The organism is Compostibacillus humi (assembly GCF_014637175.1).
GTDB lineage: Bacteria > Bacillota > Bacilli > Bacillales > Amphibacillaceae > Oceanobacillus > Oceanobacillus humi.
Window position 1 is genome coordinate 21,191 of record NZ_BMEV01000017.1, and the last position, 16,614, is coordinate 37,804.

17 protein-coding genes are annotated in these 16,614 nt (G+C 41.0%); 14 read left to right on the forward strand and 3 right to left on the reverse strand.

What is annotated here, in order from left to right:
• Window positions 1-214: 214 nt before the first annotated feature.
• From IEV18_RS06140 to IEV18_RS06150, 3 genes are all read left to right on the forward strand, one after another.
• A complete protein-coding gene (locus IEV18_RS06140) occupies window positions 215-919 on the forward strand; it encodes a cytochrome c biogenesis CcdA family protein (RefSeq protein ID WP_188391507.1) in 705 nt (234 codons plus the stop codon).
• Window positions 920-1,188: 269 nt separating this feature from the next.
• Window positions 1,189-1,575: a response regulator gene (locus IEV18_RS06145; protein ID WP_188391508.1), complete on the forward strand. Its 387-nt coding sequence runs from the start codon at window positions 1,189-1,191 to the stop codon at window positions 1,573-1,575.
• 47 nt (window positions 1,576-1,622) lie between these two features.
• Window positions 1,623-2,105, forward strand: coding sequence for a CcdC family protein (locus tag IEV18_RS06150; protein ID WP_188391509.1), 483 nt, complete (start codon window positions 1,623-1,625; stop codon window positions 2,103-2,105).
• Here IEV18_RS06150 and IEV18_RS06155 read toward each other — a convergent pair.
• Window positions 2,102-2,584 carry a DUF2621 family protein gene (locus IEV18_RS06155; RefSeq protein ID WP_188391510.1) on the reverse strand — a complete coding sequence of 161 codons (483 nt, stop codon included), beginning with the start codon at window positions 2,582-2,584 and terminating at the stop codon, window positions 2,102-2,104. The two genes, IEV18_RS06150 and IEV18_RS06155, sit on opposite strands and share 4 nt — an antisense overlap.
• Window positions 2,585-2,874: 290 nt before the next feature.
• On the opposite strand from IEV18_RS06155, the gene IEV18_RS06160 reads away from it, so the two are divergent.
• From IEV18_RS06160 to IEV18_RS06190, 7 genes are all read left to right on the forward strand, one after another.
• The gene (locus IEV18_RS06160) at window positions 2,875-4,008 is read left to right on the forward strand and encodes an ATP-binding protein (protein ID WP_229733559.1); all 1,134 of its coding nucleotides are present in this window, start codon (window positions 2,875-2,877) and stop codon (window positions 4,006-4,008) included.
• Window positions 4,009-4,220: 212 nt separating this feature from the next.
• Window positions 4,221-6,941, forward strand: a complete 2,721-nt coding sequence (acnA, locus tag IEV18_RS06165) for an aconitate hydratase AcnA (protein WP_188391511.1) — start codon at window positions 4,221-4,223, stop codon at window positions 6,939-6,941.
• Between the two features lie 148 nt (window positions 6,942-7,089).
• Window positions 7,090-7,665: a TlpA family protein disulfide reductase gene (locus IEV18_RS06170; RefSeq protein WP_188391512.1), complete on the forward strand. Its 576-nt coding sequence runs from the start codon at window positions 7,090-7,092 to the stop codon at window positions 7,663-7,665.
• A gap of 74 nt (window positions 7,666-7,739) precedes the next feature.
• Window positions 7,740-7,874 carry an FbpB family small basic protein gene (locus IEV18_RS06175; protein ID WP_308421547.1) on the forward strand — a complete coding sequence of 45 codons (135 nt, stop codon included), beginning with the start codon at window positions 7,740-7,742 and terminating at the stop codon, window positions 7,872-7,874.
• Window positions 7,875-7,998: 124 nt separating this feature from the next.
• Complete coding sequence (gene tlp, locus IEV18_RS06180) at window positions 7,999-8,241, forward strand: small acid-soluble spore protein Tlp (protein ID WP_188391513.1); 243 nt, start codon at window positions 7,999-8,001, stop codon at window positions 8,239-8,241.
• 123 nt (window positions 8,242-8,364) lie between these two features.
• Entirely contained in the window at window positions 8,365-8,790 is a 426-nt protein-coding gene (locus IEV18_RS06185; RefSeq protein ID WP_188391514.1) for an acyl-CoA thioesterase, read from the forward strand.
• Window positions 8,790-9,125, forward strand: coding sequence for a hypothetical protein (locus IEV18_RS06190; protein ID WP_188391515.1), 336 nt, complete (start codon window positions 8,790-8,792; stop codon window positions 9,123-9,125). The genes IEV18_RS06185 and IEV18_RS06190 overlap by 1 nt, the downstream gene beginning before the upstream one ends.
• A 36-nt stretch (window positions 9,126-9,161) precedes the next feature.
• On the opposite strand, the gene yidD is transcribed toward IEV18_RS06190, so the two are convergent.
• Window positions 9,162-9,389 (reverse strand): membrane protein insertion efficiency factor YidD, encoded by a 228-nt coding sequence (yidD, locus tag IEV18_RS06195; RefSeq protein WP_188391516.1) that lies wholly within the window; start codon window positions 9,387-9,389, stop codon window positions 9,162-9,164.
• Window positions 9,390-9,407: 18 nt separating this feature from the next.
• Window positions 9,408-9,989, reverse strand: coding sequence for a glycerol-3-phosphate 1-O-acyltransferase PlsY (gene plsY, locus IEV18_RS06200; protein WP_188391517.1), 582 nt, complete (start codon window positions 9,987-9,989; stop codon window positions 9,408-9,410).
• Between the two features lie 168 nt (window positions 9,990-10,157).
• On the opposite strand from plsY, the gene IEV18_RS06205 reads away from it, so the two are divergent.
• From IEV18_RS06205 to IEV18_RS06220, 4 genes are all read left to right on the forward strand, one after another.
• Entirely contained in the window at window positions 10,158-10,577 is a 420-nt protein-coding gene (locus IEV18_RS06205; protein WP_188391518.1) for a CoA-binding protein, read from the forward strand.
• Window positions 10,578-10,896: 319 nt separating this feature from the next.
• On the forward strand, window positions 10,897-12,852 hold the full coding sequence (gene parE, locus IEV18_RS06210) for a DNA topoisomerase IV subunit B (RefSeq protein ID WP_229733562.1): 1,956 nt from the start codon (window positions 10,897-10,899) through the stop codon (window positions 12,850-12,852).
• A gap of 11 nt (window positions 12,853-12,863) precedes the next feature.
• Window positions 12,864-15,311, forward strand: a complete 2,448-nt coding sequence (gene parC / locus IEV18_RS06215; protein ID WP_188391520.1) for a DNA topoisomerase IV subunit A — start codon at window positions 12,864-12,866, stop codon at window positions 15,309-15,311.
• 149 nt (window positions 15,312-15,460) lie between these two features.
• Window positions 15,461-16,603: an acyl-CoA dehydrogenase gene (locus IEV18_RS06220; protein ID WP_188391521.1), complete on the forward strand. Its 1,143-nt coding sequence runs from the start codon at window positions 15,461-15,463 to the stop codon at window positions 16,601-16,603.
• The last annotated feature ends 11 nt before the right edge of the window (window positions 16,604-16,614 follow it).

Genomic DNA, 16,614 nt, shown 5'->3' on the forward strand with positions numbered 1-16,614 from the left:
AGCCTTTCCTGAGAGAGGAAGATAAAACTAGTCACTGAGGGACTAGTTTTACTATTTTTTATAAATAGTCGGCGAATTGTCATATTCCGCTGCCTTATTTACCGCGTATTTTGATACAATAAAAGAGAATGTTGCAAAATTTGATGTGAATCAATGAAGTTTTCATTTGACCGATTAGTATTATGACTGACAACATCATTGAAGGAGGAAAACCATGTCCGAAATAAATATATTCCTTGCCTTTGGAGCGGGATTTTTATCCTTCGTTTCTCCTTGCGTTTTGCCCCTATATCCGGTTTTCTTATCCTATATTACCGGAATGAGTATTAGCGAAATAAATGAGGAAAATACGAAAATAAATAAGAGGGCACTTTTACATACAACCTTCTTCCTGGTCGGTTTCTCCAGCATTTTTATTATGATGGGTTTCATTACTACCTTCATTTCCGAATTTTTGCTGACGTATCAAGATATTATTCGCCAAATCGGTGCCATCCTAATTATTTTCTTCGGTCTCGTCATTGTCGGTGTATTTAACTTTGAATTTCTGATGAAAGACCGGAAAATTCAATTTAAAAACCGGCCGGCAGGCTTTTTCGGTTCCTTTATCATCGGAATGGCCTTTTCCTTAGGATGGACGCCTTGTACCGGACCAATATTAGCCATCGTTCTGTCCCTTGCAGCAACACAGCCGGATATCGGGATGATTATGATGATCAGTTATATCCTCGGATTTTCGATTCCGTTTTTGCTCATGGCCTTTTTCATCGGCAAACTAAATTGGTTTAAACGCCACAGCAGCCAGCTGGTAAAAATCGGCGGATATGTTATGATTGCTGTCGGAATCGCGCTCTTTTTTGATTGGATGACGAAGCTCACCGCCTTTTTAGCCGGGATTTTCGGGTTCTCAGGCTTTTAATGATATTTCTTCCATGATATACTAATTTAAAGCAGGCAATATGCTGCAAAAATTATAATGTATCTATGATTACTATAATTGATTGTCAGATTGCTATAGGAAACATGTAATTATGAAATGCCGGTTTGTTTGAAAGAGCGCCTGGTACCAATTGTAAAAGTTTTCTTTGTTAATTATGAAGTAGAGTTCATCTAAAAAGTAATGAACTCTATTTCTGTCTGTGCAATGCAAAGTTAGGAGCAGAGGAAAGTTGAGGGGATGTGAGGTAAATGGCGAAAATACTTATTGCAGACGATGCCAAATTTATGCGATTAACCCTAGCTTCGATGGTCAAAAAGGGGAACCATGAAGTTGTTGGTGAAGCAGAGAACGGGGAAGAAGCAGTCAGATTATATAGGGAATTGCAGCCGGATATTGTAACGATGGATATCACGATGCCGGTGATGAATGGAATTGAAGCAATCCGTGAAATTATGAAAATAAATAGTAATGCCAATATTATTGTTTGTTCGGCGATGGGCCAGCAAAAAGTGGTTGTCGAGGCTATCGAAGCCGGAGCAAAAGATTTTATTATTAAACCTTTTGATGAATCCCGTGTGCTGGAAACGATTGATCGAATCTTAAAAAAATCGGATTCATCCACGATGAATTCGTAAAAGTTCCGCATTGATACTTTCTGATTCGGTATTGAAAGAGTGATTTGATGTTTTGGATTATTGCAAGTACCATCCTGTTTGCGGTGATGGCTAGTTTTTGGATCGTCGTCCGGTTAAAAGCAGCAAAAAAGCCAGCTTCTGTGAAGAAAATTATTTTACCGCCAATCATGATGGCGACAGGTTCATGGATGTTTATTATTCCTGCCTTTCGGATTGAATGGATACAGGCTTTGGAAGCATTTTTGATCGGTATGATATGTTCTGTCTTTTTAATAAAAACGTCTAAATTTGAAGTTAAAAATGAAGCAATATATTTAGTGCCTTCGCAGGCATTTCCGGTCATCTTGATCAGTTTGCTTATCATACGGCTAATTGTCAAACTAATCGTCGGCAGCCACATATCCGTCGGGGAAACAACAGGTATATTTTTTATTTTAGCATTTGGCATGATCGTAACATGGCGGCTAGTGATGCTGATTCAGTATAAACGTTTGAAGAAATTAGTCATGCAAAAAGAAGCGTCGATTTAATTCGACGCTTCTTTTTGTAACTTTTTATATTTCGCCTGCCAATTTTCTTTATAGTCTTTACGGGACAATTCAAACAGATGTTCATATTGGAGCGGATCAATATGATGCTCTTTTAATTTTTTTCTTAAAAATTTATGGTCTCTTTTCGGACTGGCCAGTATATAGCCTTCGATTAATGATTCCCGTGAAATGATTTTTTCTCCTTTTTTTAGTGCAATTTCTCCAATTTTGCTGGCGATGCTTTGTCTTGCCACATCACGGAAAAGTTCTGGAACTGGAGAAATCAGCTCTTCCAGAAATTCCCTTTCTTCTTCGTTCCACATTTCTTTCGTTTTATCAATATAATACAATTCCCAGTCTAATTTCGATTTCCCGTCTTCCTTTGGCAAGCTTTTGAGAAATTTCCGGAACATAAAAAATCCGCCGACTGCCATGATACCGACTAAAAGGGAGCCCCATAATACTAGTAATATTTCCATTCTGTTCACCTGCTTTTCATATTCCAGCAAAAAAATAGCCGGAGGAATAAAGGTCATCTATTTATTTTTTAGAAAATTTATAGTATTATTTACAAAGAAATATAATACTCCTTATTATTATACAATGATTGCCGGAAATTTTCTAAGCTAAACTGGACTGCAAAAAATAAGTATAAATTGACAAATTTAGCATAAAATGCCGTTCCTTCGACATATAGTATAGAGAAGAAAAATGTTGCAAAGGATGCTTATCCATCCTGCATGATACTCGTTGGAATAGGGGTGGTAATGTGAAGTTTGAAAATCTCCCGCGAAGGTTGGAGAGGAGTAAGCAAACTTCGAATTCTGATAAAACAAGTGAAAGTGAAGAAAAGAATTCAAATTTCTTAACACTGCCCTTGTATTTATTAGATTGGGTCGAAGAAAATTTAGATGAAATAATCCTGATTACAAATGATGATGGAACGATTGAATTTATTTCCAGTTCAGTTGAGCGATTGCTCGGTTATAAAAAGGAAGAATTAATCGGTTCCAGCTGGCAAGGGAAAACGTCGAAGGAAAACGTGAAATATATTTTGAGTAACTTTGATGAAGATTCCTGCGACAAGCAGTTTTTTATTATCGATTTATTTCATCGCAACGGACAATTAATGAATACAATGGCAACGATACAAAAATTTATTGATTCGGAGAGAAACAAAGTATATTATATTGCCTCATTAAAAGATATTACGTACCGGAAGGAGACGGAAAAATACTTAATTCAGTCGGAGAAAATGTCCGTTGCCGGACAGCTTGCTGCCGGCATTGCTCACGAAATTCGCAATCCCCTCACCTCGATAAAGGGCTTTTTACAGTTGCTGCAAGCCGGTGTGAGCCGGAAAGAAGAATATTATAAAATCATGATCGAAGAGATTGAAAAAATGGAAAAGATAACTACCGAGCTGCTATTTATTTCGAAACCGATGACGGATAATAAAAAATGGGAAAATGTCATCGGCATGCTTGAAGATGTTATCCAGCTGCTGCAGCCGCAGGCAAAATTAAAAAATATCAAGCTCAAATACGATTGCCCGAATAACGAGCAAATATATTGCGATCGCTCGCAAATAAAGCAGGTGCTAATTAATGTAGTAAAAAACGCCATCGAAGCGATGAGCGAAAGAGGCATTGTAGAATTAAACGTTCATTCCAATCATCAGCACGTGGAAATACATATTCGCGATGAAGGTCCAGGTATTCCGGAAGAAATTTTGCATAAATTAGGCGAACCGTTTTTTACGACGAAAAAAGATGGTACCGGATTAGGCATTATGATAACGAAGCAAATTATGGAGGCCCATGGTGGCTATTTGGAAATAAAGCAAAACGAACCGAAAGGCAGCACCTTCAATTTAGTGTTTCCGAAAATAGAACATAACTAATTAGAGTAGTACAGCAATCTGGTGTATAAGTAAAACTTATAACTTTACATAAAATAATAATATATGTTGACAAAGGTCCGCCCATTGTATTATTCCCCAAAATCTTATAATATTAAAATTGATAGTATTTTATCGCTAATTGATTCATAGAGTTATGAATCTGAGAAAAGTTTCGCTGATAACAAGGCGAAATGAACGAAAGGGGCAGTATAATGGGGAAGGACAATGTTTTTCAAACAAAGAGACAGTTTGAAGTAAACGGAAAAACGTATCATTACTACAAATTGAAAGCATTAGAAGAAAAAGGATTAGGCAGCATTGACAGGCTTCCTTATTCCATTCGTGTTCTTTTAGAGTCGGTTGTTCGTCAGCATGATGGCCGACAAATTAAGGACGAACATGTAAAGGCTTTAGTCAAATGGGGAACAGAGGAAGGCAAAGGAGTAGATGTGCCTTTTAAACCTTCCCGGGTTATTTTGCAAGACTTTACTGGGGTACCTGCTGTCGTTGACTTAGCTTCTCTCCGAAAAGCAATGGTCGATATGGGCGGAAAACCAGATGAAATTAATCCGGAAGTTCCGGTGGACCTCGTAATCGACCACTCGGTTCAAGTCGATCAGTATGGAACACCAAACGCGCTGCAAGCAAATATGGATTTAGAGTTTAAGAGAAACAGAGAAAGATATGAATTCTTAAACTGGGCACAAAAAGCATTTAAAAATTATCGTGCCGTTCCGCCGGCAACAGGTATTGTACACCAAGTAAACTTGGAGTATTTGGCTAATGTTGTACACGGTGTCCAAAATGAAGATGGTGAATATGTAGCTTACCCTGATACGCTAGTCGGTACCGACTCCCATACAACGATGATTAACGGCCTAGGAGTGCTTGGCTGGGGTGTCGGCGGAATTGAAGCAGAAGCGGGCATGCTTGGACAGCCTTCTTATATTCCGCAGCCGGAAGTTATCGGCGTTAAATTTACAGGCAGTTTTCCAAATGGTACGACTGCCACTGACTTAGCCTTAAAAGTAACGCAAGTATTGCGGGAGAAAAATGTAGTTGGCAAGTTTGTTGAATACTTTGGACCGGCATTAAAAGAATTGCCGCTGGCAGACCGGGCAACGATTGCCAACATGGCGCCGGAATATGGGGCAACATGCGGATTCTTCCCGATTGACGAAGAGTCTCTAAACTACTTGGATTTAACCGGCCGCAGCAAAGAACAAATTAAACTTGTGGAAACATACTGCAAGGAAAATAACTTATGGTATTCTCCAGACGGCAAAGATCCGGAATATACTGATGTCATCGAAATTAACCTGTCGGAATTGGAGCCAAACTTATCGGGTCCAAAACGTCCGCAAGATTTAATTCCATTAACGAAAATGAAAGAGGAATTTAATAAAGCGGTAACTGCACCAGAAGGAAACCAAGGCTTTGGCTTGGATGCATCCGAATTTGATAAAGAAGTAAAAGTAGAACATCCGGACGGCACAACTTCGGTCATGAAAACAGGGTCCATTGCGATTGCAGCAATTACGTCCTGTACAAATACCTCTAACCCGTACGTTATGTTAGGTGCCGGACTGGTAGCGAAGAAGGCGGTGGAAAAAGGCCTTCAAGTACCAAAATACGTGAAAACATCATTGGCTCCTGGTTCGAAAGTAGTTACCCGCTATTTGGAAGATGCCGGGCTGCAAGACTACTTAGACAAGCTTGGGTTTAACCTGGTAGGTTACGGATGTACAACATGTATCGGTAACTCGGGTCCATTGCGGGAAGAAATTGAGAAAGCAATCCAGGAAAATGATTTATTGGCTGCATCTGTCTTATCCGGAAACCGGAACTTTGAAGGCCGCATTCATCCGCTAGTGAAAGCAAACTATTTGGCTTCACCTCCATTAGTCGTTGCCTATGCATTAGCGGGAACAGTAGATATTAATTTAACCGAAGATCCGCTCGGAAAAGATAAAGACGGAAATGACGTTTATTTGAAAGATATTTGGCCTACGATGGATGAAATTAAAGCCGAAGTGCAAAAAGTAGTTACTCCGGAAATCTTCCGCAAAGAGTACGAAAATGTATTTAGCTCCAACGAAAAATGGAATGAAATTGAAACAACGGATGAACCGCTGTTCGAGTGGGATGAAAATTCCACATATATTCAGAACCCGCCATTCTTTGAAGGATTGTCCAAAGAGGCAGGTTCGGTGAAACCGTTAGAGAACTTGCGCGTCATCGGCAAATTTGGCGACTCCGTAACAACAGACCATATTTCACCGGCGGGAGCAATTGCAAAAGACATGCCTGCAGGCAAATATTTGCAGGAAAAAGGCGTTTCGCCGCGTGACTTTAACTCGTACGGATCCCGCCGCGGTAACCATGAAGTAATGATGCGGGGAACGTTCGCCAACATTCGCATTCGCAACCAAATCGCTCCAGGAACCGAAGGCGGCTATACGACGTATTGGCCAACTGGAGAAATTATGCCAATCTATGATGCAGCAATGAAATATCAGGAAGATGGTGTCGGCTTAGTCGTTATTGGCGGAAAAGATTACGGTATGGGCTCTTCCCGTGACTGGGCAGCGAAAGGAACAAACCTATTAGGCATTAAGACTGTTATCGCTGAAAGCTTTGAACGGATTCACCGTTCAAACTTAGTCATGATGGGTGTACTTCCGCTTCAATTTGAAAAAGGCGAAAATGCGGATACGCTAGGTCTGACTGGAAAAGAAACCTTCCACATTGACATTGACGAAAATGTGAAACCGCATGACTTAGTAACGGTAAGAGCGGTTGACGAAGAAACCGGCAAAGAAACCATCTTCAAGGCAATTGCCCGTTTTGACAGTGACGTAGAAATTGATTACTACCGTCATGGCGGTATTTTACAGATGGTTCTTCGCAGCAAAATTGCGGTAGAAGCTTAATATGACAAAGTCCCTATACTTCGAATGAGTATAGGGGCTTTTTAATTCTGACGTTTTTCTGAACAATTCCTGATCAGCTTTACAAAACGATTCGGAAGAAATACAATTTAATTATAGATACTTCACGTTTATACAAGGAGAGAATTCAATGGTAAAAAAAATTGTAGCTGCATCCGTTTTAATCGTCCTCATTGGAATTGTTATCTATAATATTTGGGAACAAAAACCGCAAAATGAAGTTGCGGATAATTCCCAAACCGGAACAGAGGGGGCATATATCACTACTCAAAGTTCAATGTTGCAAGAAGGGGATGTGCCGCCTGATTTTGAGATGGAAACGATAGATGGACAAGTGGTGAAACTCTCTGATCTGAAGGGAAAAAAAGTAATGGTTAATTTCTGGGCAACTTGGTGTCCGCCATGTAAAGAAGAAATGCCGGAAATTCAAAAATTTTACGATGCCCATAAAGATGATGTCGTGATTCTTGCTATTAACTCAACAACGGATGAAAATAGCGAACAGGATGTGTACGATTTTATTGATGAATATGGATATACGTTTCCGATACCGATGGATAGAGAAGGGATTGCGAGGGATGCATACAATATTTTTGCCTATCCGACCACGATTTTTATCGGAACAGACGGATTAGTCCAGCATCCGGTAAAGGTCGGCCCGATGACCTATGAATTTATGGAAGAACAAGTCAACGCGCTGAATTAATGATAAAAAATTATAAAATTTGCAAGATATGGCAATACTTCTTATAAAAACAAAAGGAGTGAAGAGCCATATCATTGAAGAAAAAATTAACTTTTGAGGAACTTGTTCAGGAAAACCGCAGACAAATTTTAGAAGACCGGGCATTAATGGAACAAATTGAAGAAAATTTAGAGAAAAAATTTCGAAAAACATGGAAAGATGCAAAATAAAAGGGAAGCAAATTCTCTTTCCTCGAGAGTTCATGGCGAACTTTTAGGAAAGAGAATTTTTTTTGTATAGTAAATCTCCAGTTAGAGAAAATATAGTTAGTTCAAAGAAAGGAGTGAGTCTTAATTGGAAAGGAATTATCAGCCTAACCCGGATGATCGAAGTGATAATGTAGAAAAGCTGCAAAATATGGTTCAAAATACGATCGAAAATATAGAAAAAGCAGAGGCTACATTGGAATATGCCTCAGGTGAAGAAAGGGAACAAATTCTTGCCAAAAACAGGCGCAGAGAAGAGGCGCTTGAAGGATTCCGACAAGAAATAAAAGAAGAATACCAGCATCAAAAAAAGAATAATAAAGAAGAATAAATAAAGATAAGTCGAAAACCTCAAATCGGATGATTTGGGGTTTTTTATAATTCCTCCTCCAGCCATTTGCCAGCAAAATATGGTACGATACTATTGTTAACGATTGCTATGGAGGAATGAACTTTGGGAAAAATTGTAACACCAATAGAAGTACGCTATCAAGAAACAGATCAGATGGGAGTTGTATACCACGCAAATTATTTAGTCTGGTTTGAAATAGGAAGAACGAAATTTGTAGAAAGCTTAGGATTAAGCTATGCAGCCATGGAGACGGAAAATGTCGTTTCCCCGGTAATTGATGCACAACTTACCTATAAGTCTCCCATACGCTATGGGGAAAAAGCATTTGTGGAAACGTGGCTGGAAGACTATGATGGATTGCGGACAGTTTACGGCTACCACGTGTTAAATGAACATCAACAAATAGCGGTAAGCGGCATGACAAAGCACGTTATTGTTAAAAAAGATACCTTTCGCCCGATATCGTTAAGAAGAGCCTTTCCGGACTGGCATAGGGCGTATATGATGCATTTAGAAGGAGAATCGTGATGGCCTTTGGAATTAACCGGACAGAACTTCGCAACTGGAAGGAAAATGTTGCAAAAGGAAATATTGCATTTCTTACCCACTACTGGTTAGATCCCCGTTTTCCGAATAGCTATACGGTAACAAAAGTCGGCTGCAATGACGTGGAAAAGCTCATTGCCTGGGGACAACAGTACGGGTTAGACCCGAAATGGATTCATATGGATAAAAATTTTCCCCATTTTGATTTGTTCGGAGAATATCAAGTAAAGATTCTTAAGCAAGAGCAACAATGGGAACAATTGCAGCGGTTTAATTTATTACAGCAGGATAAAGGAAAAAATATTCAAGGAAAATAACATTCCTTGAATATTTTTTCACAAAACAGATGCAGTTTAACTTTTACGCTCTTTTTCCGGAACGAGATCGACTCCTCCGGGATGGAAGGGATGACATTTGCTAATCCGTTTAATCGTTAAGTAGGCCCCTTTCCAAACGCCAAACCGGCGAAAAGCCTCCAGACTGTATTCAGAACATGTCGGATAGAAACGGCACGTCGGCGGGGTAAACGGGCTGATTGCTTTCCGGTAAAATTGGATTAGTCCAATAAATAAATATTTCACAAGTGTCACCTCTGCTAGCTACATCCACTTAATTTTCGGTTCTGTTCCTTTATAAATCCGCTTAATATTTTCCCGGTGACGGTAAAAAACAAATACTGTCAAAGCTGTAATGACGATGACGAGTATCACATCACGGAAAAACAAGGAAGTGAACACCGTAATTACTCCGGTTATCATCGATGATAAGGAAACATATTTCGTCAAATACAACGTAAGCAGAAAAGTTCCTACCATGATAAGAAACAGCAGCGGATAAATTCCGAGGATAATTCCGCCCGAAGTAGCGACAGCCTTTCCGCCCTTAAATTTGGCAAAAACAGGATAGGTGTGCCCGATGACGGCAAATAAGCCGATAAGCAGTGGATGGATATCTGCGTCAAAAAGAATAGGAATCAGCACAGCGGCCGTTCCCTTTAAAATATCCGCTAAAGTCACAATGATTCCCGCTTTTTTCCCGAGTATGCGGAAAGTGTTCGTCGCACCTAAATTGCCGCTTCCGTGTTCGCGAATATCCACGTTATAACCGACTTTTCCAACGATTAAAGCGGAAGGTATGGAACCTAATATATAGGCAATTATCGCAAAAATGAAGAATTCCATGTATCATCCTACTTTCAGTAATAATGGGTAAGTTCATTCTATCATAACGTTGGAAGAAAGAGCAGACTTCATTTTCATTATAATACGTTACATGTTATATTGTATACAATTAGAACTTCAAATGTAAATTCGCAATCCAAAATATAAGTATGGAAGGCGGGATAATAATTGACTTGGGAAAATCCATCCAATGAGGAATTGAAACAGATTTTGGAAGATGCTAAAACGATTGCCGTCGTTGGGTTATCAGACAATCCGGAACGAACATCCTATCAGATAGCAAAAATTATGCAGGAGATTGGGTATCGGATTATCCCGGTAAATCCGATGATTGAGGAAGTCCTTGGGGAAAAAGCGTATCCGTCATTATCGGATGTACCGGAAGATATCGATATTATCAACGTTTTCCGGCGCTCTGAATTTTTGCCGGATATTGCGAAAGAAGCAGCAAAAACAAATGCCAAAGTTTTCTGGGCTCAGCAGGGCATTGTCAATGAAGAAGCATACAGCTACTTAAAGGAAAGAGGCTGGACGGTCGTGATGGATTTATGCATCAAAGTAGTTCACGCCGTATTAGTCAAAAAATAGCTCCCTTAAAGATTTTTAAGGGAGTTTTCCTTTCTCTTTTCTCTGCGATGGCATTCCCCTTATCGTCTTCATATAAAATAACTGTGGAAATATCTGCAAATTTTCTATCAATAGGTATAATTTTGGAACGAATTTTCTAAAACAAGCAAATTGGCATGGAAGACAGATTTCATATCCCTTTATGCAATTCCTGAATTTTTGGTGTATACTAATAATCGGCTTTCATGCAAGAAATAATAGGATTTTACAATAGGAAACGTTTGTTCTATGATGTTAAATAAAGAGAAATACTGGAATGGTTGAGAGGGGTCGATGGTTGTTGAAAGATCAGTCTATAGCTTATACCGATGATTCAATACATATTTTAGAAGGACTAGATGCCGTACGTAAGCGGCCCGGAATGTACATTGGCAGTACCGATAAACGGGGGCTGCACCATCTCGTCTATGAAATTGTTGATAATGCGGTGGATGAAGCGTTATCCGGTTTTGGAAATGAGATTACCGTAACGATACATAAGGATAATAGTATTTCCGTTGAAGATAAAGGAAGAGGGATACCAACGGGTTTGCACCGTACGGGAAAACCGACGACGGAAGTCATTTTTACTGTCTTGCATGCCGGCGGAAAATTTGGACAAGGCGGATACAAATCGAGCGGCGGCTTGCACGGAGTGGGAGCCTCCGTTGTGAACGCCCTGTCCGAATGGCTGGAAGTGACAATTTACCGGGACGGCCAAATTTTTTTCCAGCGATTTGAAAAGGGAGGCAGCATCGTTTCTCCGTTAGAAAAGAGAGGGAAAACGAAAAAGCAAGGAACCTTAATCCATTTTCGGCCCGATGAAACGATTTTTTCTTCCACCGAATTTGACTACGAATGGATTTCTGAACGATTGCGCGAATCCGCCTTTTTGCTGAAAGGTTTAACGATTCATTTAAAGGACTTGCGAACAATGGAGGAAACAACTTTCCATTACCCGAACGGGATCGAATCCTTTGTCGGTTATTTAAACGAAGAAAAAGATACGCTGCATCCTGTCGTGTACATTGAAGGGAAGCAGCAAGGCATAGAAGTCGAGTTTGCTTTCCAGTTTAATGACGGTTATGCAGAAAATATGCTCTCCTTCGTCAACCATGTCCGGACTTCTGACGGCGGCACCCATGAATCTGGAGCGCGCATGGCGATTACCCGAACGGTGAATGAATATGCGAGAAGAATGTCCTTGCTGAAAGAGAAGGATAAAAATTTGGATGGCGCCGATATCCGTGAAGGATTAGCCGCGATTATTTCCGTTAGAATCCCGGAAAATATTTTACAGTTTGAAGGACAAACGAAAGCTAAACTGGGGACGCAAGAAGCCCGCTCTGCCGTTGATGCGGTTGTCTCGGAGCATGTAGCCTATTTTCTGGAAGAAAATGCGGAAATTGCCACCTCCCTCGTGAAAAAAGCGATTCGGGCGAAAGAAGCAAGGGAAGCTGCCCGAAAAGCGAGGGAAGAGGCGAGAACAGGCAAAAAAAGAAGAAGAAAAGATGCGATTCTTAGCGGGAAATTGACACCAGCTCAGTCGAAAAATCCGAAAAAAAATGAATTGTATCTCGTAGAAGGGGATTCGGCAGGAGGTTCGGCGAAACAGGGAAGAGACCGCCGCTTCCAGGCCGTGCTGCCATTAAGGGGTAAAGTCATTAACACGGAAAAGTCCAAGCTCCAGGACGTGATGAAAAATGAAGAAATTTCGACGATTATTCATACGATTGGAGCTGGGGTCGGTGCCGATTTTCAGCTGGAAGATGTCCAGTACGATAAAGTGATTATTATGACCGATGCGGATACTGACGGGGCCCATATTCAAGTATTGCTCCTGACATTTTTCTATCGCTACATGCGTCCGTTAATCGAAGCGGGCAAAGTTTATATCGCCCTTCCGCCCCTCTATAAAATATCTAAAGGCAAAGGCAAGCAGGAAAAAATTATTTATGCCTGGTCAGATGAGGAACTGCAGAAGGCGACGAAAGAATTAAAAAACGGCTACATCATTCAGCGCTACAAAGGTCTTGGCGAAATGAACGCAGACCAATTATGGGAAACAACGATGAATCCGGAAACGAGAACATTAATCCGCATATCCATTGATGATTTGGCGAGAGCAGAACGCCGGGTCACGACGCTGATGGGAGATAAAGTAGAACCGAGACGAAAATGGATTGAACAACACGTGAAATTTGGACTGGAAGAAGACGAATCGATTATCGAAAACGAAAAAATTTCTAAAGATTAGGGGAGATTGACTTGGCACAGTCAGAACAATTTTTAAATCTGCCTTTGGAGGAAGTGATCGGTGACCGTTTTGGCCGATACAGCAAATACATTATTCAGGAGAGGGCATTGCCCGATGCAAGGGATGGTCTAAAACCGGTACAGCGCAGAATATTATTTGCGATGCATACGGAAAAAAATACTCACGATAAAGGATTCCGCAAGTCGGCAAAAACCGTTGGTACCGTTATCGGCAATTACCATCCCCACGGCGATACGTCTGTATATGAAGCGATGGTCCGGCTTAGCCAAGAGTGGAAAAATCGGAATATCCTCATTGAAATGCACGGAAATAACGGCAGCATTGACGGTGATCCCCCTGCTGCGATGCGTTATACGGAAGCAAGGCTTTCTCCCATTTCCTCAGAATTGCTTAGGGATATTGATAAAGAAACAGTCGATTTCATTGCCAATTTTGACGAGACGACGATGGAACCCCTTGTGCTTCCGGCAAAATTTCCGAACCTGTTAGTCAATGGTTCAACTGGAATATCTGCAGGCTATGCTACAGATATTCCGCCCCACAATTTGGGTGAAGTCATTGATGGCGTCATTATGAAAATCGATCATCCGAACGCTGATGTTGAACAGTTAATGGAAGTGATTAAAGGTCCTGATTTTCCTACTGGCGGCATTATTCAAGGTGTGAAAGGAATAAAGGATGCCTACAAAACCGGGAAAGGGAAAGTGATTGTCAGGGCAAAAACGCGAATCGAAGCGATACGGGGCAACCGGGAGCAAATCGTGATTGAAGAAATTCCTTTCGATGTCAATAAAGCAAGCTTAGTGAAAAAAATCGATGAATTGCGTCTCGACAGAAAAGTAGAAGGGATTGTGGAAGTAAGAGACGAAACAGATCGTACAGGGCTTCGGATTGTCGTTGAACTGAAACGAAATACAGACAGTGAAAGCGTGCTGAATTATTTATATAAAAATACGGATTTACAGATTACGTATCATTTTAATATGGTGGCAATATTAAATCGGACGCCGAAATTGCTCTCTCTCCCAGAGATGCTTGATGCGTATATCGAACATCAAAAAGAAGTCGTTACCCGGAGCACCCAGTTTGATTTGCGAAAGGCAAAGAACCGGGCCCATATCGTCGAAGGATTAATAAAAGCGATTTCCGTTCTTGATGAGTTAATTGAACTGATTCGTTCTTCCAAGGATAAGCAGGATGCGAAAAAACGGATTATCGACGTGTTTGGCTTTACGGAGCAGCAGGCAGAGGCCATCGTTATGCTTCAGCTATACCGATTAACGAATACGGACGTTACCCAATTAAAAAAAGAACAGGAAGAACTGGAAAAACAGATAACGGAATATGAAGCGATTCTTCAGAGCGAAAAGAAATTGCTTCAAACGATTAAAAAAGACTTGCGGCAGATGAAAAAGAAGTATGCCGATGAGCGGCGGACAGAAATTGAAGAAAAAATTGAAGAATTAAAGATTAATATTGAAGTAATGGTTGCCAATGAGGATGTAGTCGTATCGGTAACGAAAGACGGCTATATGAAACGGACGAGTTTAAGGTCCTATACCGCTTCCAACGGGGACGACTTCCCGATGAAAGACAATGATTATTTAATCTCTTTAATGGAATTGCATACGACGGATAAAATTCTTTTGTTTACGAATAAAGGCAAATATATCATTATGCCGATTCATGAATTGCCGGATATCCGCTGGAAAGAATTAGGGATGCATATATCCCATCTCACTGCATTGGACAAGGATGAATTTTTCATCCAATGTATACCGATTCGGGAATTTGAAAACAATCAATACCTTGTATTCTTTACGAAAAAGGGCATGGCAAAGCGGAGTGAATTAAAATTATATGATAAGCAGCGGTATGGCAAAGGGCTGATTGCCCTAAATCTAAAAGATGGGGATGAAGTTATTTCGGTCCATCAGACAAACGGCCATTATGATGTCTTTATTGCAACAGATAAGGGGTACGGGCTCTGGTATCACGAACAGGAAATTTCCGCCGTCGGTCAGCGGGCGGCTGGAGTGAAAGCAATCCAATTAAAAGATGAAGAACAAGTCGTTGGCGGAATCGTTTTTGATGAATTAGCCGAACCATCCCTCGTTGCCGTTACTCAGAGGGGAGCCTGCAAGCGTATGTCCTTAGGGGGTTTTGAAAAGTCTTCCCGGGCAAGAAGAGGACTTGTCATGCTTCGGGAATTAAAAGCAAAACCTCACCGTCTAAGAGGGTTTTTCGCCGTTTTCGGTGATGAATCCATTCATGTTCAGACGGAAAATGGCGAGGTACACCAATTTATGCCGCTGCAACTGCCGGAAAGCGACCGGTATAGCAATGGTTCCTTTATTTTAGATACGGATACGACTGGTGAAGTTCAAGCAGTGTGGAAGGAATGCAATTATTACAAACCTTTTGACGAAAAATTTTGAAAATATAGCTAATACTTTCTTATTCTCCCATTACCATGTAAAATGAAAGGGTAATGGAGACATTAGGGTTGCTTAACAGGCAACACCTTTTGTTCTCACCGAATGTAAGCGCTATACTTCAATAATCTGACAAAGGGTGGTGGGGAAGATTGGATTTTGAACTTACAAAAGAACAACAGATGGTAAGATCGATGGTACGGGAGTTTGCCGAGGAAGTCATTCGGCCAAGGGCGCTGGAAATTGACAAGGAAGCGAAATTTCCGGAAGACATATTCAAGCAGATGGGAGAATTAGGATTATTAGGCATTCCCTTTCCGGAAGAATACGGGGGATCCGGAGGGGATACTCTCTCTTATGCCATTGCCGTTGAAGAAATCGGACGCGTCTGCGGCAGTACGGGCTTAAGCTATGCTGCAGCCGTTTCCCTCGGCGCCAGTCCTTTCTATTATTTTGGAACCGAAGAACAGAAACAAACATATTTAACCCCTCTTGCTGAAGGAAAAGCCCTTGCATCCTTTGGCTTAACCGAACCGAATGCGGGGTCTGACGCCGGAGGAACGAAAACGACAGCCGTACTCGACGAGGACGAATACGTCATTAATGGCGAAAAATGCTTTATTACAAATGCCAGCTACGCCAAAACACTGATAATTACAGCCGTGACAGGCAAAGACAGCAAAGGGAAAAATGCCATCACCGCTTTTATCGTTCCTACCGATACGGAAGGTGTGACGATAACGAGCAATTATGACAAGATGGGTGTTCGCGGTTCCAATACAGCGGAAATTGTGCTGGAAAATGTCCGGGTACCGAAAGAAAATATTTTAGGGGAGAAAGACAAAGGGTTTAAACAATTTTTATACACGCTGGATGGAGGCCGAATTTCCATTGGCGCGTTAGGATTAGGCATAGCCCAGGCTTCATTGGATAAGGCGCTGCAATACGCCAAGGAAAGGAAACAGTTTGGCCAATCCATTTCCAAGTTCCAGGCGATTCAGTTTAAACTGGCAGATATGGCAATGGAAGTGGAATTAGCGAGAAATATGGTATACAAGGCTGCATGGCTGAAAGATAAAGGAAAAGCCTTTAAAAAAGAAGCAGCGTTCGCCAAGTTGTATGCAACGGAAACAGCTTTCCGCGCAGCAAATCAGGCGATTCAAATCCATGGCGGCTATGGATATATGCGGGAATATGAAGTGGAGCGGTATTTACGGGATGCCAAACTTTTAGAAATTGGCGAAGGTACATCAGAAATTCAGCGGTTAGTTATTGCCAGAGAATTAGGCTGTTAGTTTACGAGCTT